General features: G+C 60.1%; 29 protein-coding genes. 22 read left to right on the plus strand and 7 right to left on the minus strand.

What is annotated here, in order from left to right:
- The first annotated feature begins 27 nt into the window (after positions 1-27).
- The 14 genes from ctaD to ACI2I1_RS07410 all read left to right on the plus strand — a co-directional run bounded on the left by ctaD (position 28) and on the right by ACI2I1_RS07410 (position 11,125).
- Entirely contained in the window at positions 28-1,746 is a 1,719-nt protein-coding gene (gene ctaD / locus ACI2I1_RS07345; RefSeq protein WP_221541986.1) for a cytochrome c oxidase subunit I, read from the plus strand.
- A gap of 82 nt (positions 1,747-1,828) precedes the next feature.
- Positions 1,829-2,800, plus strand: coding sequence for an alpha/beta fold hydrolase (locus tag ACI2I1_RS07350; protein WP_404678582.1), 972 nt, complete (start codon positions 1,829-1,831; stop codon positions 2,798-2,800).
- Positions 2,801-2,867: 67 nt separating this feature from the next.
- On the plus strand, positions 2,868-3,692 hold the full coding sequence (locus ACI2I1_RS07355; RefSeq protein WP_404678583.1) for a TolB family protein: 825 nt from the start codon (positions 2,868-2,870) through the stop codon (positions 3,690-3,692).
- A 29-nt stretch (positions 3,693-3,721) separates the two neighbouring features.
- Positions 3,722-4,642 (plus strand): heme o synthase, encoded by a 921-nt coding sequence (locus ACI2I1_RS07360; RefSeq protein WP_404678584.1) that lies wholly within the window; start codon positions 3,722-3,724, stop codon positions 4,640-4,642.
- A gap of 123 nt (positions 4,643-4,765) precedes the next feature.
- Entirely contained in the window at positions 4,766-5,329 is a 564-nt protein-coding gene (locus tag ACI2I1_RS07365; protein ID WP_221541983.1) for a cytochrome c oxidase assembly protein, read from the plus strand.
- 77 nt (positions 5,330-5,406) lie between these two features.
- A complete protein-coding gene (locus tag ACI2I1_RS07370; RefSeq protein WP_404678585.1) occupies positions 5,407-6,231 on the plus strand; it encodes a cytochrome c oxidase subunit 3 in 825 nt (274 codons plus the stop codon).
- Between the two features lie 71 nt (positions 6,232-6,302).
- Positions 6,303-6,902 (plus strand): SURF1 family protein, encoded by a 600-nt coding sequence (locus tag ACI2I1_RS07375; RefSeq protein WP_404678586.1) that lies wholly within the window; start codon positions 6,303-6,305, stop codon positions 6,900-6,902.
- Positions 6,903-6,953: 51 nt separating this feature from the next.
- Positions 6,954-8,345: a threonine synthase gene (gene thrC, locus ACI2I1_RS07380; RefSeq protein ID WP_404679151.1), complete on the plus strand. Its 1,392-nt coding sequence runs from the start codon at positions 6,954-6,956 to the stop codon at positions 8,343-8,345.
- Complete coding sequence (locus tag ACI2I1_RS07385; protein WP_404678587.1) at positions 8,345-9,232, plus strand: class I SAM-dependent methyltransferase; 888 nt, start codon at positions 8,345-8,347, stop codon at positions 9,230-9,232. Before thrC ends, ACI2I1_RS07385 begins: the two co-directional genes overlap by 1 nt.
- 10 nt (positions 9,233-9,242) lie before the next feature.
- Positions 9,243-9,614 (plus strand): dihydroneopterin aldolase, encoded by a 372-nt coding sequence (locus ACI2I1_RS07390; RefSeq protein WP_404678588.1) that lies wholly within the window; start codon positions 9,243-9,245, stop codon positions 9,612-9,614.
- Entirely contained in the window at positions 9,614-9,919 is a 306-nt protein-coding gene (locus tag ACI2I1_RS07395) for a Rossmann fold domain-containing protein (RefSeq protein ID WP_404678589.1), read from the plus strand. The genes ACI2I1_RS07390 and ACI2I1_RS07395 overlap by 1 nt, the downstream gene beginning before the upstream one ends.
- Positions 9,916-10,158, plus strand: coding sequence for a MoaD/ThiS family protein (locus ACI2I1_RS07400; RefSeq protein ID WP_404678590.1), 243 nt, complete (start codon positions 9,916-9,918; stop codon positions 10,156-10,158). The genes ACI2I1_RS07395 and ACI2I1_RS07400 overlap by 4 nt, the downstream gene beginning before the upstream one ends.
- Positions 10,151-10,624 (plus strand): molybdenum cofactor biosynthesis protein MoaE, encoded by a 474-nt coding sequence (locus tag ACI2I1_RS07405; RefSeq protein WP_404678591.1) that lies wholly within the window; start codon positions 10,151-10,153, stop codon positions 10,622-10,624. The genes ACI2I1_RS07400 and ACI2I1_RS07405 overlap by 8 nt, the downstream gene beginning before the upstream one ends.
- A gap of 75 nt (positions 10,625-10,699) precedes the next feature.
- On the plus strand, positions 10,700-11,125 hold the full coding sequence (locus ACI2I1_RS07410) for a hypothetical protein (RefSeq protein WP_404678592.1): 426 nt from the start codon (positions 10,700-10,702) through the stop codon (positions 11,123-11,125).
- 6 nt (positions 11,126-11,131) lie between these two features.
- Here ACI2I1_RS07410 and ACI2I1_RS07415 read toward each other — a convergent pair whose 3' ends face one another.
- Both ACI2I1_RS07415 and ACI2I1_RS07420 read right to left on the minus strand, forming a co-directional pair.
- Positions 11,132-11,812, minus strand: coding sequence for a Crp/Fnr family transcriptional regulator (locus ACI2I1_RS07415; RefSeq protein WP_404678593.1), 681 nt, complete (start codon positions 11,810-11,812; stop codon positions 11,132-11,134).
- Positions 11,809-12,336, minus strand: coding sequence for a hypothetical protein (locus tag ACI2I1_RS07420; protein WP_404678594.1), 528 nt, complete (start codon positions 12,334-12,336; stop codon positions 11,809-11,811). The genes ACI2I1_RS07415 and ACI2I1_RS07420 overlap by 4 nt, the downstream gene beginning before the upstream one ends.
- A 181-nt stretch (positions 12,337-12,517) precedes the next feature.
- On the opposite strand from ACI2I1_RS07420, the gene rplU reads away from it, so the two are divergent.
- The 3 genes from rplU (at position 12,518) to ACI2I1_RS07435 (ending at position 14,003) form a co-directional block, all read left to right on the plus strand.
- Positions 12,518-12,973: a 50S ribosomal protein L21 gene (gene rplU, locus ACI2I1_RS07425; RefSeq protein ID WP_221541972.1), complete on the plus strand. Its 456-nt coding sequence runs from the start codon at positions 12,518-12,520 to the stop codon at positions 12,971-12,973.
- Between the two features lie 12 nt (positions 12,974-12,985).
- The gene (gene rpmA / locus ACI2I1_RS07430; RefSeq protein ID WP_006833595.1) at positions 12,986-13,255 is read left to right on the plus strand and encodes a 50S ribosomal protein L27; all 270 of its coding nucleotides are present in this window, start codon (positions 12,986-12,988) and stop codon (positions 13,253-13,255) included.
- Positions 13,256-13,463: 208 nt separating this feature from the next.
- Positions 13,464-14,003 (plus strand): GNAT family N-acetyltransferase, encoded by a 540-nt coding sequence (locus ACI2I1_RS07435; RefSeq protein ID WP_404678595.1) that lies wholly within the window; start codon positions 13,464-13,466, stop codon positions 14,001-14,003.
- A 66-nt stretch (positions 14,004-14,069) separates the two neighbouring features.
- On the opposite strand, the gene ACI2I1_RS07440 is transcribed toward ACI2I1_RS07435, so the two are convergent.
- A complete protein-coding gene (locus ACI2I1_RS07440; protein ID WP_404678596.1) occupies positions 14,070-14,942 on the minus strand; it encodes a metal-dependent hydrolase in 873 nt (290 codons plus the stop codon).
- A 113-nt stretch (positions 14,943-15,055) separates the two neighbouring features.
- On the opposite strand from ACI2I1_RS07440, the gene ACI2I1_RS07445 reads away from it, so the two are divergent.
- Positions 15,056-15,646 (plus strand): TetR family transcriptional regulator, encoded by a 591-nt coding sequence (locus tag ACI2I1_RS07445; protein WP_221541970.1) that lies wholly within the window; start codon positions 15,056-15,058, stop codon positions 15,644-15,646.
- A gap of 16 nt (positions 15,647-15,662) precedes the next feature.
- On the opposite strand, the gene ACI2I1_RS07450 is transcribed toward ACI2I1_RS07445, so the two are convergent.
- Complete coding sequence (locus ACI2I1_RS07450) at positions 15,663-16,397, minus strand: YgfZ/GcvT domain-containing protein (RefSeq protein WP_404678597.1); 735 nt, start codon at positions 16,395-16,397, stop codon at positions 15,663-15,665.
- A gap of 39 nt (positions 16,398-16,436) precedes the next feature.
- Here ACI2I1_RS07450 and pyrC point away from each other — a divergent pair, with 39 nt between their 5' ends.
- Complete coding sequence (gene pyrC / locus ACI2I1_RS07455) at positions 16,437-17,483, plus strand: dihydroorotase (RefSeq protein WP_404678598.1); 1,047 nt, start codon at positions 16,437-16,439, stop codon at positions 17,481-17,483.
- On the opposite strand, the gene rarD is transcribed toward pyrC, so the two are convergent.
- Entirely contained in the window at positions 17,461-18,369 is a 909-nt protein-coding gene (gene rarD, locus ACI2I1_RS07460; protein ID WP_404678599.1) for an EamA family transporter RarD, read from the minus strand. The two genes, pyrC and rarD, sit on opposite strands and share 23 nt — an antisense overlap.
- 182 nt (positions 18,370-18,551) lie before the next feature.
- Here rarD and ACI2I1_RS07465 point away from each other — a divergent pair, with 182 nt between their 5' ends.
- Positions 18,552-19,013: a glycine zipper 2TM domain-containing protein gene (locus ACI2I1_RS07465; RefSeq protein WP_404678600.1), complete on the plus strand. Its 462-nt coding sequence runs from the start codon at positions 18,552-18,554 to the stop codon at positions 19,011-19,013.
- Between the two features lie 112 nt (positions 19,014-19,125).
- On the opposite strand, the gene astD is transcribed toward ACI2I1_RS07465, so the two are convergent.
- Both astD and ACI2I1_RS07475 read right to left on the minus strand, forming a co-directional pair.
- Positions 19,126-20,574 carry a succinylglutamate-semialdehyde dehydrogenase gene (gene astD, locus ACI2I1_RS07470; protein WP_404678601.1) on the minus strand — a complete coding sequence of 483 codons (1,449 nt, stop codon included), beginning with the start codon at positions 20,572-20,574 and terminating at the stop codon, positions 19,126-19,128.
- A gap of 81 nt (positions 20,575-20,655) precedes the next feature.
- Positions 20,656-22,053 (minus strand): protein adenylyltransferase SelO family protein, encoded by a 1,398-nt coding sequence (locus ACI2I1_RS07475; protein WP_404678602.1) that lies wholly within the window; start codon positions 22,051-22,053, stop codon positions 20,656-20,658.
- A 79-nt stretch (positions 22,054-22,132) separates the two neighbouring features.
- Between ACI2I1_RS07475 and ACI2I1_RS07480 the strand changes: the two genes are divergently transcribed.
- Together ACI2I1_RS07480 and ACI2I1_RS07485 are read left to right on the plus strand one after the other, a co-directional pair.
- Positions 22,133-23,002 carry an alpha/beta fold hydrolase gene (locus ACI2I1_RS07480; RefSeq protein ID WP_404678603.1) on the plus strand — a complete coding sequence of 290 codons (870 nt, stop codon included), beginning with the start codon at positions 22,133-22,135 and terminating at the stop codon, positions 23,000-23,002.
- Entirely contained in the window at positions 22,999-24,102 is a 1,104-nt protein-coding gene (locus ACI2I1_RS07485) for a glycosyltransferase family 4 protein (protein ID WP_404678604.1), read from the plus strand. Before ACI2I1_RS07480 ends, ACI2I1_RS07485 begins: the two co-directional genes overlap by 4 nt.
- Position 24,103 lies beyond the last annotated feature (1 nt).

Genomic DNA, 24,103 nt, shown 5'->3' on the forward strand with positions numbered 1-24,103 from the left:
TAATATACGAAGCCGAGAGACCAACCGATGGCTACCACCGCCGATAACTTCCAGGCCCACGCCGACCACGCGCACGACGATCATGCCGACCACAAGCCCGGCTTCTTCGCGCGCTGGTTCATGTCCACCAACCACAAGGACATCGGTACGCTCTACCTGATCTTCGCGATCATCGCGGGCATCGTCGGTGGCGCTATTTCGGGTATCATGCGCGCAGAGTTGCATGAACCGGGCATCCAGTACCTCCAGTTCTGGGCCGAGTTCATGGGCGGAAACGCCGATTTCGATACCTCACTGCACATGTGGAACGTGTTCATCACGGCCCACGGCCTGATCATGGTCTTCTTCATGGTCATGCCGGCGATGATCGGTGGCTTCGGCAACTGGTTCGTCCCGCTCATGATCGGTGCGCCTGACATGGCGTTCCCGCGCATGAACAACATTTCGTTCTGGCTGACCGTAGCGGGCTTCTTCTCGCTGATGTTCTCGCTCTTCGTGCCGGGCGGCACGGGACCGGGCGCAGGTACGGGCTGGACTGTCTACGCTCCGCTCTCGACCTCCGGATCCTCCGGCCCGGCAGTGGACTTCGCGATTTTCGCGCTGCACCTTGCCGGTGCTGGCTCGATCTTGGGAGCAACCAACTTCATCACCACCATCTTCAACATGCGTGCGCCGGGCATGACCCTGCACAAGATGCCGCTGTTCGTTTGGTCGGTGCTGGTTACTGCCTTCCTGCTGCTGCTGGCGCTTCCGGTGCTTGCCGCTGCAATCACCATGCTCATCACGGACCGTAACTTCGGCACGACGTTCTTCGATCCGGCCGGCGGCGGCGATCCGATCCTTTACCAGCATCTGTTCTGGTTCTTCGGTCACCCCGAAGTGTACATCATGATCCTGCCCGGTTTCGGCATGATCAGCCAGATCGTGGCGACCTTCAGCCGCAAGCCGGTCTTCGGCTACCTCGGCATGGCTTATGCCATGGTCGCGATCGGCGTGGTCGGCTTCATCGTCTGGGCGCACCACATGTATACCGTGGGCCTCGACGTGAACACGAAGATGTACTTCACCGCGGCCACCATGGTCATCGCGGTCCCGACTGGCGTGAAAATCTTCAGCTGGATCGCGACGATGTGGGGCGGTTCGATCGAGTTCAAGTCTCCCATGGTGTGGGCGCTGGGCTTCATCTTTCTCTTCACCGTGGGCGGTGTGACCGGCGTCTATCTCGCCAATGGAGGCGTGGACGATGTGGTGCACGATACTTACTTCGTCGTTGCTCACTTCCACTACGTGCTTTCGATGGGCGCCGTGTTCTCGCTCTTCGCCGGGTTCTACTACTGGTTCCCGAAGATGAGCGGCCGCATGCACTCCGAACTGCTGGCGCACCTCCACTTCTGGGGCTTCTTCGTCGGCGTGAACGTGATCTTCTTCCCGCAGCACTTCCTCGGATGGCAGGGCATGCCGCGCCGCTATCCCGACTATGCGGAAGCCTATGCTTATTGGAACGAGATCAGCTCGATCGGTTACGAGATCATGGCCGCTTCCATGCTGCTGTTCTTCGCCAACATCATCTATGCTTTCGTGGCAGGCAAGAAGGCTGCTCCGAACTATTGGGGCGAAGGCGCGACGACGCTGGAATGGACCTTGTCCAGCCCGCCGCCGTTCCATCAGTTCAGCGAACTGCCGGTGATCGAAGAGCATCACGATTACCACAACCACATCGGAGAGGCGAAGCCGGCACACGGCTGATCTCTTCCGAGACTGGACAAGACAGAGCGGCCGGTCCCATGAGGGGCCGGCCGTTTTCTTTTGCGCGGATGAGGGAGTGACCATGCCAGAGATGCGAATGATCGATGTCGGCGAGGTGCAGCTGCGATGTGCGATCGAAGAACCTCGGGATGGCCCCGGCGATCTCGTCATTCTGGTGCATGGATTTCCCGAAAGCTGGTACAGCTGGCGGCATCAGTTGGGTCCGCTGGCAGAGGCCGGCTTCACGGCCTGTGCGATCGACGTGCGCGGCTACGGTGGTTCAGACAAGCCGCACCCCATCGAGGCCTATGCCCTCGAGCGGATCGTCGGCGACCTGGTCGGCCTCAAGATGGCACTTCAGCCAGACCGGCCTGCAATCCTTGTCGGCCATGACTGGGGCGCGCCGATCGTCTGGAATACGGCGCTTACCAACCCCGAACACTTTCACGCAGTCGCGGGCATGGCTGTGCCCTTTGCGGGAGTACCGAGCCGCCCGTTCACCGAGGTCTTCCACCAGCATTTCACCTCGCAGGGCAAGTTCTTCTATCAGGAATATTTCCAGGAGCCGGGCGTCGCTGAGGCGGAAGCGGAAAGAGACCCCCGCGATTGGGTTGAGCGCATGATGTATTCCATCAGCGGCGACGTTCCTCCCGGTGACTATTTCAGCAAACCTTACGGAGCCACCTTCCTGGAAGGCCTGCCCGATCCCGAGCCGATGCCATGGCTCAGTAAAGCCGATCTCGACTATTACGAAAACGAATTCCGTCAATGGGGCTTCCGCGGCCCGCTCAACCGATATCGCAATCACGTCGCGGACTTCGAATGGCTTCAAGAATGGAAGGGCCAGCAGATCGAACAGCCGGCGCTCTTCATCGGCGGCACGCGCGATCCCGCGACATTTCTGTTCGGCGCGGTCAGCGACCCGATCGCACTGATGAAAATGAGTGCACCGAAGGTCGAAGGGCATATCCTCGACAATGTCGGGCACTGGACCCAGCAGGAGAGCCCGGACGAAGTCAATCGGCTGCTAATCGACTGGCTCGACCGGCTCTAAAAGGGTGAAACGCTTCCCCGCCTTTTCTCCGCTATACCTTGCCGTTCTGGGTTCGTGTGCACCCTCGATGCCCGTACAGACTTCTCTCCTGAACGAGGAAGCCGAGATCGTCGCACCGGGCGTCATAAGCACAGCGGAAGCCGAGGAGGTCAAGCTGGCGGAACGGCCCGACGGGCTTCAGCAGGTATGGGGAGCGGTGGGACGCAGTGGACGCGGCCGTCTGGATCTCTGGGAACGTCACCGGGCGGCTGATGGTCAATGGTCGCCGCCCGCACGCCTCGCCATTAACGGTTCGGGAGAAGATTTCGACCCGGCCTTTTCGCCGGACGGAACACGGCTTTATTTCCATTCCGACCGTCCCGGCGGGAAGGGTGGCACGGATATCTATGTTTCCAAACGGTTGGGCGCCTTTGGCTTCAACCCGCCACGAAATCTGGGCCCGTCGGTCAACAGCGCAGGCGATGAATGGGCGCCTTGGCCGCTCGCGAAGGGCAAATTGCTTTTCGCTTCGGATGGCTGGGGCGGCGCAGGAAAACACGATCTGTTCATGGGCGATCCCGCTAATCCCGAAGGTCCACGCAATTTCGGACCTGCAGTCAACGGACCGCTCAGCGAATTCGATCCGACTCTTTCCACCGATGGGAAAACGCTGCTGTTCAGTCGCGGTCTCTACGGGCCAACGGGAGAAGATTTTGCAGTCTGGAGGTCGGATATTGTCGGAGGCGAGTGGCGCGAGGCAAGGCCCGTAGCCATAGGTTGCGGCAGCTACACGATCGGCCTAGCGTTTCTGCCGGATGGGGATTTCAGCTTCTCCAGCAGATGTCCGTCCGCGGAGATCGGAACCATGGTGATTATGCGAATGTCACGAGACGGATTGGACAGCGCTTCGTAACGGACTATAGGCGGGATCACGAGATTCCCATGACCGACGCCGTCTCATCATCCCAGCTCCCCGCGGACTGGCGCGATTTTTTCGCGCTTACCAAGCCGCGCGTGATGACATTGGTCATCTTCACCGGCCTCTGCGGTCTGCTGGCCGCGCCCGGTTCGATTCACCCTGTCATTGCCTTCACTGCGATCTTCTGCATCGCCATTGGCGCGGGAGGGGCGGCGGCTCTCAATCAGTGGTGGGAAGCCGACATCGATGCGGGCATGAAGCGCACCTCCAAGCGTCCGCTTCCCTCGGGCCGCATGAACCGCACCGATGCGCGCGACTTCGGTATATTACTGTCAGCAGCCTCGGTCATGATCATGGGGCTGGGCGTGAATTGGCTCGCTGCTGCGATTCTCGCTATCAGCATTGTCTATTATGCGGTCGTCTACACAATCTGGCTGAAGCCGCGTACGCCGCAAAATATCGTCATCGGTGGCGGGGCGGGTGCCTTTCCTCCGATGATCGGCTGGATCGCGGTAACCGGCGATATCACGCTGATGCCGGTCTTGCTGTTTGCGATCATCTTCTTCTGGACGCCGCCACATTTCTGGGCTCTCGCCCTCTTCGTGCAGAGCGATTATGCCAAGGTCGGTATTCCCATGATGCCGGTCGTGAAGGGTGAAAAATCCACCCGCCGCCAGATCATCGCCTATTGCGTGCTGCTGGTGCCCATCGCCGCTGCGCCATGGCTGATCGGCGGGACCGGCGCTATTTACGGTGTCACGGCCATCGCGCTCTCGCTGGTTTTCCTGCTGATGAGCGTGCCGGTTGCGTTCCGCACCGCTGTCGAAGGCGACCGGATGATGAAGGAAAAGCGCCTGTTCGCATTCAGCGTGTTCTACCTCTTTGCGCTTTTCGGAGCGCTCGTCGTCGACCGCCTTGCGGCACATTACGGAGTTTTCGGATGACGCCCGAAGAAGAGAAAGAATATCGCCGTCGGCAGAAGAGCCGCAATCTGGTTCTTGGCGGGATCCTGCTGTTCATGGCAGTGCTGTTTTATGCTATCACCATCGTAAGAATGTGAGGCCCCTATGACGACCGCGACCTTGGAATCCCGGAAGAACCGCACGGCGCTATTGGCGTTGGTTGGTGCTGCGGCGATGCTGGGGTTGGGTTACGCAGCGGTGCCGCTTTACCAGTTATTCTGTCAGGTTACCGGATTTGCCGGAACCACGCAGCGCGCCACTGAAAGCGACGCGGCAATTGCCGAACGGTTTGCAAAATCTTCGGGCGGGCAGGAGATTTCGATCCGGTTCGATGGAAATGTTGCGCCAGGCCTTGGCTGGAGCTTCCACCCCGAACAGGTGACCGACACCGTGACCATCGGCCAGCGGGACATGGCGATCTATCTGGCGAAGAACAATACTAACCGGCCCATTACCGGCACGGCGACCTTCAATGTCGAGCCGGAGCAGGCAGGAGCTTACTTTAACAAAATCCAGTGCTTCTGCTTCACCGAGCAGACGCTGCAACCCGGGCAGGAAGTTCGCATGCCCGTACTTTATTTCGTCGATCCGAAAGCGCTCGATGATCCGAATATGGATGGGGTGGAGCAGATCACCCTTTCCTACACTTTCCACGAAGCGAAGGAATAAGGGCCTTCTGCCCCTAGACCCGCAGGCAAACGCGCATTAAGGGCCTTGCGCTAAGCGAAACCCAGGACACAGGTACAATGGCTGGTAACGTCAATCACGAATATCACATCCTCGAACCCGACATCTGGCCGTTCATCGGTTCGTTTTCGGCGCTGATCTTTACCAGCGGCATGGTGCTGTACATGCACGAAATGCCTTCGGCACACCTCGTGCTCGGCCTCGGTATCGCGGGTCTGATCGCCACATTCTTCAGCTGGTTCTCGAACATCGTGAAGGAAGCCGAACGCGGCGATCACACTCCGATCGTCCAGCTGCACATGCGTTACGGGATGATCCTGTTCATCGCGTCGGAAGTGATGTTCTTCGTTGGCTGGTTCTGGAGCTGGTTCGATTTCTCGCTCTTCCCTTCCGAAATTTCCGAAGTGATTGGCGGCGAATTTCCGCCCGCAGCGATCGAAGCTGTCATCAATCCCTTCGGTCTTCCGCTTCTCAACACGCTGATCCTGTTGTGCTCTGGCACGACCGTCACCTGGGCTCACCATTCGCTGATCCACGGCGACCGCGAAGGCCTCAAGAAGGGCCTCTGGCTCACCATCATCCTGGGCGCGGTGTTCACTTGCATCCAGGCTTATGAATACGCCCACGCACCCTTCGCTTTCGGAGGAAACACCTATAGCTCGGCCTTCTACATGGCGACCGGGTTCCACGGCTTCCACGTGCTGGTGGGCACGATCTTCCTGATCGTCTGCCTCGTACGGACCTACAAGGGCCACTTCACCCCGCGCCAGCACTTCGGTTTCGAAGCGGCTGCCTGGTACTGGCACTTCGTCGACGTCGTGTGGCTGTTCCTCTTCGCCGTCGTCTACGTCTGCGGCGGCTGGGGCGCAGCGACGCACGGATGATCTCCGAACAGTACGGATAGAATTTGGGGCAGCCCGGTATACCCGTGGCTGCCCCTTTCGGTTTGGAACCAATGGCCAATCGTCTTCCCATAATTCCCACCATCATGGTCGGCGCCGCGATTGCCGTAATGATTGCGCTCGGCTTCTGGCAATTGACGCGGATGGACGAGAAAGAGGCTATGCTGGCCCGGTTTGCTCAGGCGCAGACTTTGGATCCTCCGGTTTCTTTCCCGCGTAAGGGCGAAGATATCGACAATGCGCTTTATCGCCGCAGTAGCGTCACCTGCGCCGAGGTTCTCTCGCAGCGGACAACGCCCGGCCGTAATGAGGCAGGGCGAAGCGGGATTGCACAGATGGCGCGGTGCCGGCTTGGCGGCGGCGGAGAAGCGGAAGTCGCGTTCGGATGGACGCCAACGCCCCAGGTTGTCGAGTGGAGCGGCGGGACAGTCCAAGGAATTGTAGGTCCGGCGGGAACTGAGGCACGACTTGTTGCCAACACTGCGGCCGATGGGCTCGAGCCCTTGGCTCGACCAGACCCCGCTGACATTCCCAACAATCATCTCGCCTATGCTGGGCAATGGTTTTTTTTCGCGCTCACCGCGCTGGTAATTTACATCCTAGCCTTGCGACGCAGAACGCAGGGCGGCGGCACGCGCGCTAGGGACGATTAAAGAGCGGCTTGCTTGCCCGCGTGGGCCAGCGCGGCTAACCGCATCCGCGCAATGAAATACGTCTCCACCCGTGGCGAGGCTCCCAGCCTCGATTTCGCCGAAGTTACGCTGGCCGGACTGGCCAGCGATGGTGGGCTCTATGTGCCCGCAAGCTGGCCGCAATTCTCTGCCGATGAAATCGCCGCAATGCGGGGTTTGCCCTATGCGGAGCTTGCGGCGAGGGTGATGGAGCCCTTCGTCGGCGACTGCCTGACGCCAGAGCGTCTGCGTGAACTGACCGCAATGGCCTATGGCCGTTTCGCGCATAAGGCGGTCACTCCGCTCGTGCAGTTAGATGAGCAGCATTGGGTTCTCGAGTTGTTCCATGGGCCGACATTGGCGTTCAAGGACGTGGCGTTGCAGATGCTGGGCCTACTATTCGAGGAATTTCTCGGCCGCGAGGAAGGCAGCCTCACCATTGTGGGGGCAACCAGCGGCGATACGGGCAGTGCGGCGATCGATGCCGTGGCCGGTCTCGATAACGTCGAGATATTCATGCTTCACCCCAAGGGGCGGGTGAGCGATGTTCAGCGCCGCCAAATGACCACGGTGCGCGCGCCCAATGTCCACAATATCGCTATCGACGGCTCGTTCGACGATGCGCAGGCGATGGTGAAGCGCATCTTCGCCGACAAGGAAGTGACTGCAAAACACCGCATCGGCGCGGTCAACTCGATCAACTGGGCGCGGCTTATGGCGCAAGTGGTCTATTATTTTGCGGCCTCGCTTCAGCTGGGCGGGCCGGAACGCAAGCTCGCCTTCAGCGTGCCGACGGGCAATTTCGGCGACGTCTTCGCAGGTCATGTGGCAGCGCGAATGGGCCTGCCGATCGAACGGCTGATCGTGGCCACCAATGTCAACGATATCCTTCACCGCGCGCTCAGTGAGGGCGATTATTCGGCAGGATCCGTCACACCTACCGCATCGCCGAGCATGGACATTCAGGTCAGCTCCAATTTCGAGCGCCTGCTGTTCGACGTGGGCGGCCGCGACGGGGCGGCGATGGCGCAGCAGATGCGCGGCTTCGACACGGAGCGGGCTATGCGCCTGACCGATTTGCAGACACGAGGCGCTTCGGCCCTGTTCTCAAGCGCGCGGGCCGATGAGGACGACACGCTTCAGGCGATGCGCTGGGCCTGCGAACATTGCGGCGAGCTTCTTGATCCGCATACGGCCATCGGTCTCCACGCGGCGAGGCAGGCTGATTTCGATCCTTCGATACCAGTGGTAACCCTGGCGACTGCACACCCTGCCAAGTTCCCCGATGCTGTCGAGCGCGCAACCGGTATCCGGCCCGGCCTGCCTGCGAGAATTGGCGATCTCTTCGCGCGCGAGGAAAGCTACGTCGAACTGCCGGGCACCTACGATGCGGTGCGTGACCACATTCTCGGGAATGCCGCCTGATGGCCGATTTGCAGCGTGAGCCGGTGCTGATGGTGGGTGAGGGATGGAACAGCTATCGACTCCTCGATAGCGGGCATGGGCGCAAGTTCGAAGCCTATGGCGATTACCGCTTTGTCCGTCCTGAACCGCAGGCGATGTGGACGCCGCGGCTCGACGAGTGGGATGCTCATGGCGAATTCGTGCCCGGCAGCGACGAGGATGGCGGCGGACGCTGGCAGTTTTCCAAGGACGTGCCGCAAGATGGCTGGGAATTGGGGTGGGGGGACGATGTCCGCTTCACGGCGCAATGTACCCCCTTCCGCCATTTGGGCTTCTTTCCCGACATGGCACCGGTCTGGACCTGGATGGGCGAGCAGCTTGAGGGCCGAACCGATGCGGAAACCATGAACCTTTTCGGCTACACCGGAGTCGGGACCCAGGCTCTGAGCCGCCATGGCCGGGTCACCCATGTCGATGCCAGCAAGAAGTCGGTCGCCCAAGCTCGTGAGAACGCAGCCCTGGCAGGGCTCGACGATCGCCCGGTGCGCTGGCTCGTGGAAGATGCGATGAAATACACCGCGCGCGAGGTTCGCCGCGCCCGGCGGTACGATGGCATCATCCTGGATCCGCCGAAGTTCGGTCGCGGGCCCGATGGCGAAGTCTGGCGGCTCGAGCAGGGCCTGCCCGATCTGGTCTCAGACTGCCGCCAGTTGCTCGATTCCGACAGCAGCTTCCTTTTCCTCACAGTATACGCGGTACGCATGAGCAGCCTGGCGCTTGGCGGGCTCCTGAAGGAGGTATTCGCCGGTCTGCCCGGCAAGATCGAACATGGCGACCTTGCGGTTCAGGAAGAAGGCGGGCGCTTACTGCCGACTGCCATCTTCGCTCGCTGGTCCAATCCGCGCTAAGACCCGAACCATGAACGATTCGCTGATCCTCGAAGTTGCCGATTTCGAACATGATGTCCTCACCGGCATCTATTCCGAGGAAACTGGCAAGCCCCAACCGCTTCGCTTCACGATCCAGGTGCGGATGAAGCCCCTGCGGCACTATGATCCCGATACGTCGCTGGACGACTCGAAGAATTATATGGACCTGAAATTTGCCGCCTCGGATGCGCTGCCGGAAGGTGTGCACTTCAAGCTGATCGAGGCCGTCGCCGATCATGTCTGCGAAACGCTGTTCCTTCAGGACAAACGTATAGAAGCGGTGACCGTGAAAATCGTAAAGCTGGCCATTGCCGAAGCGGGCGAGAAGATCGGTATCACGCTTCATCGCGAGCGCTCCTGATGCAGCAGATTGCGGTCGAGGGTTTGCCGGACGACCCGCTTCAGGCGGCGGGAATTTTTCACAATAGCTGGCTCGCCGCGATCGAGCGGTCCCTAGGCGAAGGCAGCAGCGTCACGATTTGCGTTCCCTCGGCCGACCATACTCATGAAGAATGGCGCAAGGCAGCAGTCGCCATGCTGGCGCGCAAACACACGCCGCATCGCGTGAATATGGTAGCCGGAAGCGGGGCCCAAGCGAAAGCGGTTGTCGAGTATCTTGAATCGGCTCACGCTGTGACGGGCCAATATCTCGAGACTTCCGTATGAGCGTGACGGTAGTTTTCCTTGGCCCCTTGGCGGATCTCGCGAACGGGCAGGAGCTTGAGGTTGCAGGTCCGCTCGATTGGGCCGGTTTGCTGAGAGCCGTGGGGCCGGACATCGCGCGAGAAATTCAGGCCGACCGGGTTAACGTGGCGTGCGGGGGAAGTGTGCTGGCCGACAAGAAAAGTCTTCAGGCCAAGGACGGTGATGAAATTGCTTTGTTGCCGCCGGTTAGCGGTGGCTAGGCTGACTTTATCCACGCCCCTCGATGTGAGGGTTCTCGCCAAGGGCATGTCGGTCGGCGAAGCGTCGGCGGCATTCAGCGCTGCCTATCCTGAAGCCGGGGGCATCGTGTCGTTTTTGGGTAAAGTGCGACCCGGCGATGACGTTCGGGCGCTGGAGCTTACGCATTACGAGCCGCTAACCAAATCGGGAATGGACGATCTTGCCCGCTCTGCACTCGAGCGATTCGCACTCCACGGTATCCTGGCTTGGCACCGGATCGGTGTGATGGTTCCGGGAGATGCGATCGTCCTCGTCGCTGCCGCAGCACCGCATCGCCGAAACGCATTCGATGCTGCCGATTTTGTGATGGATCATCTCAAGTCCGCGGCCTGGTTCTGGAAACGCGAGCGGCGGGCCGACGGCTGGCACTGGATCGAACCGCGCGAGGCCGATCACCAGGACAGGCAAAGATGGGAGCGGAGATAGTCGCGCTGTTTTGATCTCGATCAAGGAAGCTGCTCCCTAAGGCTTGCATAGAGGTCTCCACAAAGGAGACCTGAAATGTCCAAGCATTTTACCCGCGAACTCGTCGAGCAGCAGGCGCTGATCGTTGCCGAGCCCAAGCCGCGTCACGAGGTGGACCGGAGCTTCGAATTGCCCAAGGGGCTCTATGCGGTGACCGTTTCGCTCTATCTTGGTTTCCTGCTGGTGATGGCGAGCGGGCTGTCTACGCCGGGCCTCGTCATTCCCATGGCGATCTTTGTAATATTCATCGTCGCTGGCTTCGGCGTTCCGGCGCTTTGGGCCAAGGTGGGTCCGCCCACGAAATCGAAGCAGATGAATTTTGCGAAGCTTCGGCGTGAAGGCATCGCCACCCTGACGGGCCGCCTCTCGGCTCGGGATGCGAGCGTCCAGATGCTGATCTTGCCGATCATCATCTTCTGTTGGGGAGTTTCGACCGTCCTTATCGCATCTGCTGTGCGCTGAGGGCCTTCAGGGGAGAGGGAGGAGCGCGGGGTCGACCAGTTCGATCCCGCGTTTCTTCACCTTGCGGATAGCTCCGGCTCGCTCGAAGCGTGTCAACATGCGGCTCACCGTTTCTATGGTGAGCCCAAGCATGTCCGCCAGTTCGCCCCGTGATAAGGGCAGCTCGAAATAGGTCGCGGGATGGCATGGGGAATCGCTGGCGGCACGGGCCATCGAGAGGAGCGTACCCGCAACACGTTCACCCGCCGACGCATTTCCGGTCAGGGAAAGTAGTTCGCGGCTGGCGAACAAGTCTTCCTGAGTACGCCGCAGCAGGGCGTGACCGAGTCGCGGATAGCGTTCGATAGCCTGCGAAAAGGCGGGGCCAGCAAAGACGCAGAGTTCACTCTCCGCCAGCGCCACCACGTCGTGATGTACATAAGGCCCAAACATTTCGCCGACGAAGCCGCTGGGGTGGACGAGCGAGAGAATGCGTTCGCGCCCGTCTGCGCTCGTAGACGTGATTTTCAGCGCACCGCTTTTCAGCGTGGCACAAGCCAGTTCATCGGTTCCGGCTGCAAACAGCGTTTCGCCCGCTTCGAGAGTTCTGATCCGGCCAGCCTTGGCAAGCTCATCTCTCTCATCCTCGCTCAACACGGCGCAGGCGGCGCGATCACGCACCGGACAGGTGGCGCAGGCGAGGCTCATCGGACGCGGGCGCGCAAGTCTTCGAGAATCGCATCTTCTTCGGCGACAAGATCGATCACGCGGCCACGCGCGGTCTCTATTGCGGCCGTGTCTTCTGCGGCGACCGTGGCTGAAGCGTAGAGCGCATCAAGCTCGCCCAGCGGAACAGCTGCGCGGCTGCGTGCCGAATCGAGCTCGGCCAGCACCACCTGCGCCGCTGCCCAATTGTCGCTGTCGACAGCGCTTCCTCTCGCGGACGACACGATTCGCGCCGCGCGGGGGCGGACGGCAAGAAAATCGCCATGTGCCTCTTCAGCCGCTGCAAGAAGCGATTGAAGGCGGGCGGCAAGACCTCCCGTCAGATCGACTTCGACAGGTGGCACGTCGATCCGGGCCGGCTCTCCGGTATCGAACTGTCCCTCTGCGCGCTCGACGTCTCGGATGGCGAGAGAAGGGTAATCGCTTTCTGCCGTCGCACAGGCGCCAAGCAGGAAAATGAGGATAGTGAGTGGGGCGGCAGTTGCATATTGCGGCATGGGCGCCACATAGCATGCGTCAGGCAGGGTGCCAGAGTGAAAGGCAAAAAAGGCAATGCTCCAGCGTTGACTTGGGCCAGCCTTTCGCTTAACGGCACGCTTCTTTCCGGGCCTACTAATCAGTGGGTCGACGGGCGCGCCGTAGATTCGCAAGGATGCGGCACAGCAATTTGAACGAGAGACACGTACCATGTTCGCAGTAGTGCGCACGGGCGGCAAACAATACCGAGTTGCCGCCGGAGACAAGATCGCAGTTGAAAAGCTGGCTGGCGAAGCCGGCGAAACCATCACGCTGGGCGACGTTCTGCTCGCTGGCGAAGGCGACAAGCTTGCCGATGCGGCGAAGACCGTCGTTTCGGCAGAGATCATCGCGCAGGCGAAGAGCGAAAAGGTCCTCGTCTTCAAGAAGCGTCGCCGTCACAATTATCGTCGCAAGAACGGCCACCGTCAGCAGATGACGCTTCTGCGCATCACTGCGGTCGGTGATTCGAAGGCTGAAAAGAAGGCGGCTCCCAAGAAGGAAGCAGCCAAGGCCGACGAAACTCCGAAGGCTGAAGCGAAAAAGGCCGCTCCCAAGAAGGATGCGGCTCCCAAGAAGGCTCCTGCCAAGAAGGCAGATGCCAAGAAGACCGAAGCCAAGAAGTAAGGAGCCCGGACCATGGCACATAAAAAAGCAGGCGGTTCGTCGCGTAACGGTCGTGATTCGGCCGGTCGTCGTCTTGGCGTGAAGAAGTTCGGCAGCGAGAACGTCGTGGCCGGCAACATTATCGTGCGTCAGCGCGGCACCAAGTTCTACCCCGCCGTCAATGTCGGCATGGGCAAGGACCACACGCTGTTTGCGCTTACCGACGGTGTCGTCCGATTCCACTCGGGCAAACTCGGCCGCAAATACGTGTCCGTCGACCAAATGGCGGAAGCAGCCGAATAACCGGACGTTCCGATAACGGGATCGTTCACACGGGACGGTCCCAGCCGGTTTAACGATCCGGCAGACGAAGAGGGAGATGGGGCCGACCCGTCTCCCTCTTGTCGTTTCTCCCTCTTCATCATCGCAGGCGAAATTGCGTTTCGCCGCCACGCAATTGTCACGTGTCCGGCCTAGGAGCCCGGAGCGTGGATGAACCGGGAGAATACCGATGTTCCATGTTACGAAGAGGCTGCTGCTGCGGCCTGCCTGGCCTGAAGATGCAGAAGCCTTGTTTGGGGGAATCGCCGATCGAGGCGTCGTCCGCAATCTCGCACGGGCGCCGTGGCCCTATCTTCCGGAACATGCCCGGCAATTCGTGGCAATGGAAAAAAATCCTATGACGCCCAGCTTTTTGCTGACGCTTCCCGGCAGCGATGGGTCGAGCATTATCGGCGGCGCCGGCCTTGGCGACTTGGATGGCGGAGTCGAACTGGGTTACTGGATTGCACGTCCTTACTGGGGGCGGGGCTACGCGACAGAAGCTGCTCGGGGCGTGCTCGAAGTCGCCAGGCTTCTTGGCTACGAGCGTGTTCAGGCGGGACATTTCGTTGACAATCCGGCTTCGGGCAAAGTGCTCCGAAAGCTTGGATTTCGGCCGACCGGCAAAACAGTTAAGCGCCACAGTTGCGGCCGCGGCGAGGAAGCGGAATGCGTAACCTATTTGCTCGATCTGGCCGCCGATGATGGGCCGAGCTTACAAGCAGCCTGATTTCTAACCAAAAAGGCCCCCGGATTTCGTGTTCCGGGGGCCTTGTTGGTATCTGAGGAGCCTAGCTTATTCAGCGGGGCTGAGCGCCGCCTGAAATTCGCCCTCATACTTGCCGATCAGCGCGCGATCGTCGTGATCCCAAGGATGGAAACCTGGCTTGAAATAGGCGAGCCATGCCGGAACGATGCGGCGTACTACCCCGGGCGAGATTGCGAGGTATTTGAACATACCCCACTTGGCCTTCCATCCCGTAATCCCGTCCTGCGCGAGCAATTCGAGCGAATCGGTCCAGCGGTTACGGAAGAAATGAAACGTGACCAGCAGCATCATGATCGTGCGCAGTTTATATCGCTTCGCCTTGGACCAGTCCTTGGTCGCGTGGTTCCACGTATCGTATGCCACGCCCTTGTGTTCGATTTCTTCCACGGCGTGCCATTCCCACATCGCGCGAACTTCCGGATCGGCGTTATCGAAATGGGCTGGGTTGGCGAGAAATTCTGCGGCCATCATCGCAGTATAGTGTTCGAGCGCCATGGTCGTGGCGAGGTTGAAGATTACCGGCCTCTCCTTCGTCATCGCCAGCAGCTCTTCTACTCGCTTGTCGATCGCCTTGATGTCGTAGCCGTGGTCTGCGGCTAGGCGATTGAAGGCGATGTGCTCGCGAGTATGGTTGATTTCCTGCCGTACGAACGCTCGGATTTCGGCTTCTAGCCGAGGATCGGCACCTTCGCGGTGGGCCTTTACTGCTTCGATGAAGAAAGCTTCACCGCGCGGAAAGGTCGCCGACAGCGCATTGTGCCAAGCTGTTCCGAACGGGTCTCCAGCCCACCAGCGCCGAGGCGCGGCAGCACGGTTGAAGCGCTCGTCACGCACCGTGATCGTCAGATCGGCGGGGGTCGGAGCGGAAGGATTTGCTTGTTTGGATGCCAGTGCGTTCAAGGCAATCTCCATCATCACTTACAGCAATGTAAATTAGGACTTACTGACATTAATGTCAATAAGTGGCCCCTCCGGGGTTGCGAAAGGCAAATGATGCGATAACGCTTTGGGCAATGGCTACTCGCAAGCGTCTTTCCCCGGAGGAATCCCGTCTGGCGGCCCTAGAGGCGGCTCGGCTGCTTCTGATCGAGATGGGTCCGCAATCTGTTACGCTTAAGGCCGTCGCGTCGCGGATCGGGCGGACACACGCCAATCTGCTTCATCATTTCGGGTCCGCGGCCGGATTGCAGAAAGAACTTGCGCGCCATCTGGCGGAAACGGTGTGCTCGACAATCGCCGACGCCGTACGCGCAAGCAGGGCCGGCCTCGGTCGGCCGCGCGAGGTAGTCGATCTCGCATTCGATGCTTTCGACAAAGAAGGTGCCGGAGCGCTTGCCAGTTGGATGATCCTGACCGGGAACGAGGATGCGCTTACACCGATTGTCGAAACCATTCATCAGTTAGTGGACGAAATCGCACCGGAAGAGGCGCTGCATCTGGCGCAGCCTTTGCAGGTTCACGAGGAGACACTCGGCCTTGTCCTGATGGCGCTTGGCGATGCGCTTATCGGAACTGCTCTTTCCCGGTCGCTAGGGCTTCCGGATACCGCAGCCCGCGATCGGGCCGAAAGAATGCTGACAGGCGCTCTGGAAACTCAGACCTGAAAGCGACCGGCGCAAGTCACTCGGTGAGAGATGACGCCATCCATTCGGGCGCTGCGTTACGTTCTATGTCAGCAACTCTCACGTGGTCTACGGCGAGATCGAGGTCCTCATAAGAGACTTTGCGGCGTTTTTCGTCCGACCGATCGAGCGGGACCACCAGCAAGCGCCGATTGACCTTGCTGCGCCAGTTCATACGCGCAGTGTTTTCCTGCCCGATGTAGCAGCCTTTGTCGAAAGCGACGCCGTTGAGTTCCACCGCGTTGGTTTCCAACCAAAGAATGTCGGCCAGTTCATCGCGTCCCTCTGGTACTCCGAGCGAAAGCCGATGGGCGCGATAGCGTTCATCGGCTGCGGCATCGTTGTCGGTCGAAGGAGCGATCCATCGCTGACCGAGCGATGCGAGCCGCGGGTCGGGCGCGCCTCCATCACCGACGTGCTCTTCCCAGTGAACTGCGACTGTTTCGTCGACCTCAATATCGATCTTGCGCCGCAGCCTGTAGAGAGAAAGCCTTTTGGCAAGTTCTTCTGCATGTTCGGCTTCGCAGTCGAGCAACAGCGTGCCACCGGCAGCCGGCCACACCAGCATGTCGAACATGGCTTTGCCCTGAGGGGTCAGGAGCCCGGCGTAGACAGGCAGTTGTTTCGTTACGTCATTCGTCAGCAGTCCCTGGAGGAAAGCTGGGACATCCTCGCCATCATCCTGCGGGCTGACACGGATCACGGCGCGGTTCATCAGGCGTGTTGCTGTCATGGGTGACAGATAGGCCCCCTGCGGCCATAGGCAACCATCATGACCAATCCCGCCGACTCACTCACCATCCGCCGACCAGACGACTGGCACCTCCATTTTCGCGATGGAGCTACGATGCGGGCCGTGGTCCCTCATACTGCGCGCCAATTCGCTCGAGCGATCGTCATGCCCAATCTCTCACCTCCGGTGACCACGACCGCTTTGGCGAGGGCTTATCGCGAGCGGCTGCTCGAGGCGGTCCCAGAGGGCAACGACTTCACACCGTTGATGACTGCCTACCTCACCGACCAGACCGATGCAGACGACCTGGCTGCAGGCTTTGCCGATGGCGTCCTCACGGCGGCAAAGCTCTATCCGGCAGGCGCGACCACCAATTCCTCTCACGGGGTGACGGATATCGCCAACATCGAAGGCGTGCTGGAGCGAATGGCGGCCATCGGCATGCCGCTTTGCGTTCATGGCGAAGTCACTCATGCCGATATCGATATTTTCGATCGCGAGGCAGTTTTTATCGATCGCATCCTCTCGCCGCTGGTCAATCGTATCCCCGATCTAAAGGTCATCTTCGAGCACATCACCACCAGGCAGGCAGTCGAATTCGTCGATGGTGCCGGGCCGAATGTGGGGGCGACGATCACTCCCCAGCATCTTCATATCAATCGTAACGCCATACTCGTCGGCGGCATCCGCCCTCACATGTTCTGCCTACCGGTTGCCAAGCGGGAGGAACACAGGCTGGCGCTCCGCAGGGCGGCCACATCGGGCTCGAAAAAATACTTTCTCGGCACCGACAGTGCGCCGCATCATCGCCATGCGAAGGAAAGCGACTGCGGGTGCGCGGGTATCTTCAATGCGCCCTATGCTTTGGAAAGCTATGTTGAGGTGTTCGATGAAGAGGGCGCGCTGGGGCAGTTCGAAAGTTTTGCCAGCTTCAACGGGCCGGAATTTTACGGACTGCCCGTGAATGAAGGCAGCGTTACGCTGGAAAAGGTGGACGTTGCTGTGCCTGAAGAAGTCGATGGAGGAGACGCATCCATCGTACCTTTCCATGCTGGCGAAAAACTTAAATGGCGGCTGGTTTCCTGACGCGGGAGCGCGACCACAGGTCCCAGACGAAAATGGCTGCGGCCCCCCAGATGCAGGCAAAGCAGGCAATCTGAGCGGTCTTCAGTTCTTCTCCGAAGACAGTCAGCCCCAGCACGAAGACTATACTGGGTGCGAGGAACTGGATGAAGCCGAGGGTGGAATACGGCAATCGCCGCGCGGCAATCGCGAACATCAAAAGCGGAATGGCGGTCAATACTCCGCCAAGCATGATAGCAAGGCTGAGACCGATGCTCTGGGAAAGGCCGGAGCCTGCCGGCAAACCGGCATAATACCAGGTCACGCCGGCAGCAGGAACCAGCAGAACCAGCGATTCTATCGTGAGGCCGGGTAATGCCCCCACGTCCACCTGCTTGCGAATAAGGCCGTAGGATCCGAAGCTCAGCGCCAGGGTCAGGCTGATCCAGAGCGTGGTCAGTGCGCCGCCGAGGAGCAAGGAGACACCCACGCCAGCTAGTCCCACAGCCAGCCATTGCATCCGCGACAGGGTTTCCTTGAGAAGGAGCGTGCCGAGGAGCACGTTAACCAGCGGATTTATGTAATACCCAAGGCTTGCTGCATAGACATTGCCGTTCTGGATGGCCCAGACATAGACCACCCAGTTGACCGCGATAAGCGTCGCCGAAAGAAGCAGCCATCCCATTGTTTTCGGGCTTCTGAGCGCATCGCGAAGTTGAGCAAATTGCTTACGGACTAAGACGATCAAGAGGCAAAGCGGAAGCGTCCAGATAATTCGCCAACCAACGAATTCGAGCGCCGGGACCTCTTTCACGAGAAGAAGGTAGAGGGGGAGGAAACCCCATATAACATAGGCCCCCACGGCAGCGCCGAGGCCAGTCTTGGGATGCTCTTTTGTTGTCGGTTCCATGAATAGCTGCCGCGTAGGCCCGCCACCTTCACGCGGCAAGCATCATCTTGTCCCTGTCAGATACACGCCTCGTCGATAAATTGGATTCTTCCAGATCGGTTGCGTTCCGTTCAGGTAATCGAACCTAATCATGAACAGCAGACAGGGAATTACGAGTCGAACACGGCCGAAAGGACTAACCAATGCCCAAGCTCATCAAGACACTTTCAATCGCAATTGCCACCACTGGCCTTTCGCTGGGTATTCCGGCAGCGGCCGCAGTGCCGTCTCACTCCGCTCCGCAGGCTCATTCGATTGCGACGGGCGATATGGTTTATGAGCACGGCAAAAAGTGGAAACGGAACCGCGATTACCGGGGCGACCGTTATTATGGCGAACGCCGCCCCTATTACATGGGTTATGATCGCAATTGGGGGCAGCCCGTTCGCCGCGATACGCGGATATGGCGCGGGCGTGACGATCGCTATTATTGCCGCAAGGACGATGGCACCACCGGCCTGCTGGTCGGAGCAGGGGTGGGCGCGCTGATTGGCCACGAAGTTGCGGGCCGAAATGGCGATCGCACCTTGGGAGCAATCCTTGGCGGCGCAGCCGGCGCCCTGCTTGGCCGCACAATCGACAGATCCAGCACGCGCTGCGGCTGATTTGAACAAGCTTCAGGCTGTGCCCACCCGCAGCCTGGAGGCGGCCTTCGGGTCGCAGTGGGCGTCGTCTGAACCCTTGCAAAAAGGGGCGGGCGGCGCCCTTTCCCGTGGGCTATTTGTGGGCATCTTTCGACTTGCGGACCGGCTGGCTCGTATCTTTCAGGCCAATGCCGATGCTCGCCCGTGGCTGGTCCGTCTCGGTGCTTGCGACAGGATAAGCACAGTAATCCGCTGCATAGAAGGCGGCAGGGCGATGGTTGCCCGACAAGCCGATCCCCCCAAACGGAGCCGCTGACGATGCTCCGTTGGTTGGCTTGTTCCAATTGACGATCCCGGCCCGTATTTCTGCCCAGAAACGCTCGAAATCCATCGGGTCACCACCGATGAGCGATGCCGAGAGACCATAACGGGTGCTATTGGCCTCTGCGATTGCGGAATCGAAGTCGGCGACTCTGATAACCTGCAGAAGGGGGCCGAACAGTTCCACGTCGGGGCGGTCGGCAATCGCGGTCACGTCGATGATGCCAGGCGTGAGGAAAGGAAGATCGGCATTCGGCCGGGTCATCGCCAGAATATCCTCGCCGCCGCGTTCGAGCAGGGCCTCGCGGCTCTCGACCAGCAAATCGGCAGCTTGGTTGTCGATCACCGTGCCCATGAATGGCTGCGGATCGGCGAAAGGCTCGTCGACGAGCAGGCGCTCGGCCAGAGTTTTGACCGCAGGAACGATCTGATCGTAAAAACTGTCCGGCACGATCAAGCGGCGGGCAGCGGTGCAGCGCTGGCCCGCCGTTGTGAAGGCAGACTGGATGATGGTGACTGCCGCGTCTTCGATCTTGGGAGTCTCGAGCATCACGATGGGATTGTTGCCGCCCATCTCTAGCGCAACGATCTTGCTCGGATCGCCAGCAAGCTTCTTGTTGATCGCAATCCCGGCCGGGGCCGATCCGGTGAACAAGAGCCCGTCGATCGACGGATGGGCGACCAGCGCTTTACCGATATCGGCTCCGCCATGCACGCATTGAACGACGTCCTCCGGAATTCCAGCCTCATGGAAGAGCTTGGTCAGGAATTCGCCGACCGCCGGGGTCTTCTCGCTGGGTTTGAAGACGACGACATTGCCGGCAATCAGGGCAGGGACGATGTGGCCGTTCGGCAGATGTGCCGGGAAATTATACGGGCCGAGGACGGCCATCACGCCGTGGGGCTTATGGCGCAGACCGGCGCTTCCCTGAAGTGCGCTATCGAGTTTTTTCTGGCCGGTGCGCTCGGCAAAGGCGGTAATCGAAATCTCGACCTTGTTCTTTACGGCTTCGACTTCGGTGCGCGCTTCCCACAAAGGCTTGCCGGTTTCGCGAGCGATCAATTCAGCGAACGGATCTGCATGCTTCAGCACTTCATTGGCGAACCGGCGGACAAGTTCCATGCGCCTCGCCGTGGATTCGCGGGCCCAACCGGTCTTGGCTGAAAGCGCCCGTTCCATCGCGCGGTCGACATTGCCGACCTTGCCGCGCCAGATCTGGTTGCCGGTTGCCGGTTCGGTCGAAATCATCATGTCTGACACTGGAATACCTTGTCCTTGAACCCGTTATCTTAGTTGCAACGGCCTATGTGCCTTAGGGAAGGCGCCGTCAAATCGCGAACGCTAGCCATTTCCTGCCGGTTCCAGAGCAGGACCATGCGCATCTCCCATCCTGCGAATGCGGTCCACCTTATCTTGCAGCGGCTGCCAGTCGTCGCGCTGATCTATGGCAGACCAGATTGTTTCGACCTCTTCGATCAGCATGCTCTCGGCGCTGCTTTCCGACCAGTAAGGATGATCGTTTTCTACCGCGCGATAGCGTGACAGAATTTCACCAAGCTCTCCCACTGCGTTGCGGCCGCCGCGATGGCGATGGAAAAACACGTCAGGTTGGTCGCCACTCGCCGACAATTGCGCTTCGCAGGCTCCTACCAGTCTGCCGTCTTCTGCCACGCCGCGGCTTTCGACGCCAAGACGCCAGCACCAGCGTTTGCCCACTGCAGTCATGTAGAGCGGACCAAACCGCTCCATCGCGGCAATCAGTGGCGGCGCGTCCGCGATCAGGCGCAGCGCAATGGCAAGCTGGCCGCAATTCCAATGTAGCGCTTCGGGCTGGCGGCCAAATGCATAAAGGCCGCCGTGATCGAAATAGGCAGCGGTGAATTTGGGATCCCATTTGGGCAGGAAGCGCCAGGGCCCGTAGTCGAAACTTTCGCCGGAAATGTTCATGTTGTCGGTATTGAGGACGCCGTGAACAAATCCGGCGACCATCCAACTGGCAGCAAGATCGGCCAGGCGTTCGACTACTAAATGCATGAGCTGCACGGCAGGCTGCTCGCTTCCCGGTGCATCAGAAGGCGGCGGCGGGCCTGGAAACTGTGTGAGACAGTAATCCACCAGCGCTTTCATGTGCTCGCTGTCCTCGAGTGTGAGCAAGCGCTGGAAAGTGCCGATGCGGATGTGGCTGTGACTTAGCCTTGTCATGACGGCCGAACGGGTGGGCGAAGGCTCGTCTCCGCGCACCAGTTCTTCGCCGGTTTCGACGATGCTGAAAGTTTTCGAGGTGTTGACGCCGAGCGCTTCCAGCATTTCGGTTGCCAGAATTTCCCGCACGCCGCCTTTCAGTGTCAATCGTCCGTCACCGGCGCGGCTCCACGGCGTCTGCCCCGAGCCCTTGGTGCCAAGATCGAGCAGACGGCTCTCTCCATCGCGCATCTGAGCGAACAGAAAGCCGCGTCCGTCGCCAAGATCAGGGTTGTACACGCGAAACTGGTGGCCGTGGTAGCGCAGGGCGAGGGGCGTAGGCAGGTTTTCCGCCAGTGGCTGAAACTTCCCGAAGTGCCCCAGCCAGTCCTCTTCCGAAAGCTGCTCCAATCCGACCGCCTGCGCCCAGCGGTCGTTGCGAAACCGCAGGATCTTCTCCGGGAACGCAGCCGGGGCGACTTCATCCGCGAGCCATTCGGCGAGGGGGGAAATGGGTGTTTCGGGGCGATAGGGGGCTGGGCCGGGTGCACTGGGCATGTCACTGGGATGGGCATCGGACAGGCTCCATGCAAGTCGTCTCTCGAAATTTGCGCAAAGCCGCGCTACCGGAGCGCTCATGGAAAGCGATTATAGCGAACGCAGCTGGCAGAGCCCCGATGGGCTGGAGCTGTACTTCCGTGACTATCCCGGGGGCGATAGCGGCAAGACCACGGTCGTCTGTCTGCATGGGCTTACCCGGAACAGCCGCGATTTCGAAAGCCTCGCGCCGCATATCGCGGCCAAAGGACACCGGGTGATCGTGCCTGACATGCGCGGCCGCGGACAGAGCGCCTATGCCGAGGATAGCGCAACCTATGCGGTGACCAACTACATCTCGGATGTCACGGCACTTCTGGCGCAGGAGGAAGTGGGCAAATTCATTTCCATCGGGACTTCGATGGGCGGGATCATGACCATGTTGATGGCCCAGTTCGCGCCCGAAAAAATTGCCGGTGCGGTGCTCAACGATATCGGCCCGGTAGTCGATGCGCAGGGTATCGAAGGTATCCGGACCTATCTGGGCAAGGGAGGCAGCTTCCCGACCTGGATGCACGCGGCCCGGTGCCTGGAGGAAGTGCATGGGGGATCGCACCCATCTTTTGATACGAACGACTGGCTGGGCATGGCGAAAAGAACCATGACCTTGTGCAACAACGGCCGCATCGCGTTCGATTACGACATGAAAATCGCAGATCCCTTCAATGATGCGGACCAGAATGCCGTGCCACCCGATCTGTGGCCGGGTTTCGAAGCGCTGGCCGACAAGCCGCTGGTTCTGGTTCGCGGCGCATTATCCACCTTGCTGAGTACGGATACTCTGTCCGAGATGCAGCGCCGCGCACCTGATGCCGATACGGTGATCGTGCCCGATGCCGGCCACGCCCCTACTCTCGATGAACCTGAAGTGCGGAGCGCGATTGATGCGCTGCTCGCCAGCGTCGGATGAGCGCTCCGACAGGCGATTTGCCGCCACATCTGCTTCACGTCCTCCCCAACGCCCATTCGGTCGAATTGATCGGCGCATTCGGCGGCAAGCTGCGTCATACGCTTGTCACTCCCGACGGGGCCTTGCCGAAAGGATTGCGGGCGAGCTCCTACATCAAGCCCGCGAATGACTTCCCTGCTCTCAACGGCATGAAACTGCCAGGGCGCATGCAGAAACTGGCGCGGGCAATGACCCCCTTCGACCTGGTTTTGACCCATGGCCCGGACGCGCTAGATGTCGCCATGGCGCACACCATGTTCAAGGATGTGATGAACCTTCCCGCACTCATCCATCATGAGGATGAGCCAGATACAAAGCGCAGCCTGAAGCTGACGTGGTATCGGCGCATTGCGCTTGGCAAATCGGCGGGTATCGTCGTGCCGGGTGAACGGCTGGAAGAGGCCGCGCTGGTCGACTGGCAGCAGCCAATGGGCCGGGTGAAACGGATCGGCCCGGGCATCGATACCAAGGCTTTCGCCAAAAAGCCCAAGCGCGACGGTTTCCGCCTGATCAAGCATGCCGGCGAGATGTGGGTCGGAGCATGGCCTGAGGGCATGGAGGCAGAGGGCGTGATGATGCTCTTGCGTGCTTTCGCCGAGATGGCGCCAGAATGGCAGCTGATCGTTCTGGGTGAAGATATCCGTACCAATGCGGTCGAAACCGAGATCGACCGGCTGGAACTGGTCGATCGGGTCTATTTCCCGGGAATACCTCGCGAGACGAGCAGGGTCGTCGGGCTTTTCGATATCTTCGTGCAGACCGAGCCTGCCCGGGTGTTTCCGGTGCATATGGCCGAAGCCATGGCGGCGGGCGTGCCGGTGCTGGGGTTGCGTGACGGGGAGACAGAGCATCTGCTCGCGCAAGCCAATCGCGAATGGCTGTTCGATAGAGGGGCTCAAAGCACGTTGGCTGCCAACTTGCGCAGCTTTGCCGAGGACAAGCAGCTGCGAAGCGCAATCGGCGAGGCGAACCGTCTGCGAGCGGTGCAAGAGCTGGACAAGGCAAAAACCACCGCCGCCTTCCGCCGTCTTTACGCCAGCGCGATGAAACGAGAGTTCTAGC

The sequence above is a fragment of the Qipengyuania sp. NPDC077563 genome (assembly GCF_044901345.1).
In the GTDB taxonomy this organism is placed as follows: domain Bacteria; phylum Pseudomonadota; class Alphaproteobacteria; order Sphingomonadales; family Sphingomonadaceae; genus Qipengyuania; species Qipengyuania aestuarii.

Excerpts from the sequence above, each read along its gene's own strand:
- ctaD (WP_221541986.1), top strand. The coding sequence starts at position 28 with ATGGCTACCACCGCCGATAACTTCCAGGCCCACGCCGACCACGCGCAC.
- ACI2I1_RS07350 (WP_404678582.1), top strand. The coding sequence starts at position 1,829 with ATGCCAGAGATGCGAATGATCGATGTCGGCGAGGTGCAGCTGCGATGT.
- ACI2I1_RS07355 (WP_404678583.1), top strand. The coding sequence starts at position 2,868 with ATGCCCGTACAGACTTCTCTCCTGAACGAGGAAGCCGAGATCGTCGCA.
- ACI2I1_RS07360 (WP_404678584.1), top strand. The coding sequence starts at position 3,722 with ATGACCGACGCCGTCTCATCATCCCAGCTCCCCGCGGACTGGCGCGAT.
- ACI2I1_RS07365 (WP_221541983.1), top strand. The coding sequence starts at position 4,766 with ATGACGACCGCGACCTTGGAATCCCGGAAGAACCGCACGGCGCTATTG.
- ACI2I1_RS07370 (WP_404678585.1), top strand. The coding sequence starts at position 5,407 with ATGGCTGGTAACGTCAATCACGAATATCACATCCTCGAACCCGACATC.
- ACI2I1_RS07375 (WP_404678586.1), top strand. The coding sequence starts at position 6,303 with ATGGCCAATCGTCTTCCCATAATTCCCACCATCATGGTCGGCGCCGCG.
- thrC (WP_404679151.1), top strand. The coding sequence starts at position 6,954 with ATGAAATACGTCTCCACCCGTGGCGAGGCTCCCAGCCTCGATTTCGCC.
- ACI2I1_RS07385 (WP_404678587.1), top strand. The coding sequence starts at position 8,345 with ATGGCCGATTTGCAGCGTGAGCCGGTGCTGATGGTGGGTGAGGGATGG.
- ACI2I1_RS07390 (WP_404678588.1), top strand. The coding sequence starts at position 9,243 with ATGAACGATTCGCTGATCCTCGAAGTTGCCGATTTCGAACATGATGTC.
- ACI2I1_RS07395 (WP_404678589.1), top strand. The coding sequence starts at position 9,614 with ATGCAGCAGATTGCGGTCGAGGGTTTGCCGGACGACCCGCTTCAGGCG.
- ACI2I1_RS07400 (WP_404678590.1), top strand. The coding sequence starts at position 9,916 with ATGAGCGTGACGGTAGTTTTCCTTGGCCCCTTGGCGGATCTCGCGAAC.
- ACI2I1_RS07410 (WP_404678592.1), top strand. The coding sequence starts at position 10,700 with ATGTCCAAGCATTTTACCCGCGAACTCGTCGAGCAGCAGGCGCTGATC.
- ACI2I1_RS07415 (WP_404678593.1), bottom strand. The coding sequence starts at position 11,812 with ATGAGCCTCGCCTGCGCCACCTGTCCGGTGCGTGATCGCGCCGCCTGC.
- rplU (WP_221541972.1), top strand. The coding sequence starts at position 12,518 with ATGTTCGCAGTAGTGCGCACGGGCGGCAAACAATACCGAGTTGCCGCC.
- rpmA (WP_006833595.1), top strand. The coding sequence starts at position 12,986 with ATGGCACATAAAAAAGCAGGCGGTTCGTCGCGTAACGGTCGTGATTCG.
- ACI2I1_RS07435 (WP_404678595.1), top strand. The coding sequence starts at position 13,464 with ATGTTCCATGTTACGAAGAGGCTGCTGCTGCGGCCTGCCTGGCCTGAA.
- ACI2I1_RS07445 (WP_221541970.1), top strand. The coding sequence starts at position 15,056 with ATGGCTACTCGCAAGCGTCTTTCCCCGGAGGAATCCCGTCTGGCGGCC.
- ACI2I1_RS07450 (WP_404678597.1), bottom strand. The coding sequence starts at position 16,397 with ATGACAGCAACACGCCTGATGAACCGCGCCGTGATCCGTGTCAGCCCG.
- pyrC (WP_404678598.1), top strand. The coding sequence starts at position 16,437 with ATGACCAATCCCGCCGACTCACTCACCATCCGCCGACCAGACGACTGG.
- rarD (WP_404678599.1), bottom strand. The coding sequence starts at position 18,369 with ATGGAACCGACAACAAAAGAGCATCCCAAGACTGGCCTCGGCGCTGCC.
- ACI2I1_RS07465 (WP_404678600.1), top strand. The coding sequence starts at position 18,552 with ATGCCCAAGCTCATCAAGACACTTTCAATCGCAATTGCCACCACTGGC.
- ACI2I1_RS07475 (WP_404678602.1), bottom strand. The coding sequence starts at position 22,053 with ATGCCCAGTGCACCCGGCCCAGCCCCCTATCGCCCCGAAACACCCATT.
- ACI2I1_RS07480 (WP_404678603.1), top strand. The coding sequence starts at position 22,133 with ATGGAAAGCGATTATAGCGAACGCAGCTGGCAGAGCCCCGATGGGCTG.
- ACI2I1_RS07485 (WP_404678604.1), top strand. The coding sequence starts at position 22,999 with ATGAGCGCTCCGACAGGCGATTTGCCGCCACATCTGCTTCACGTCCTC.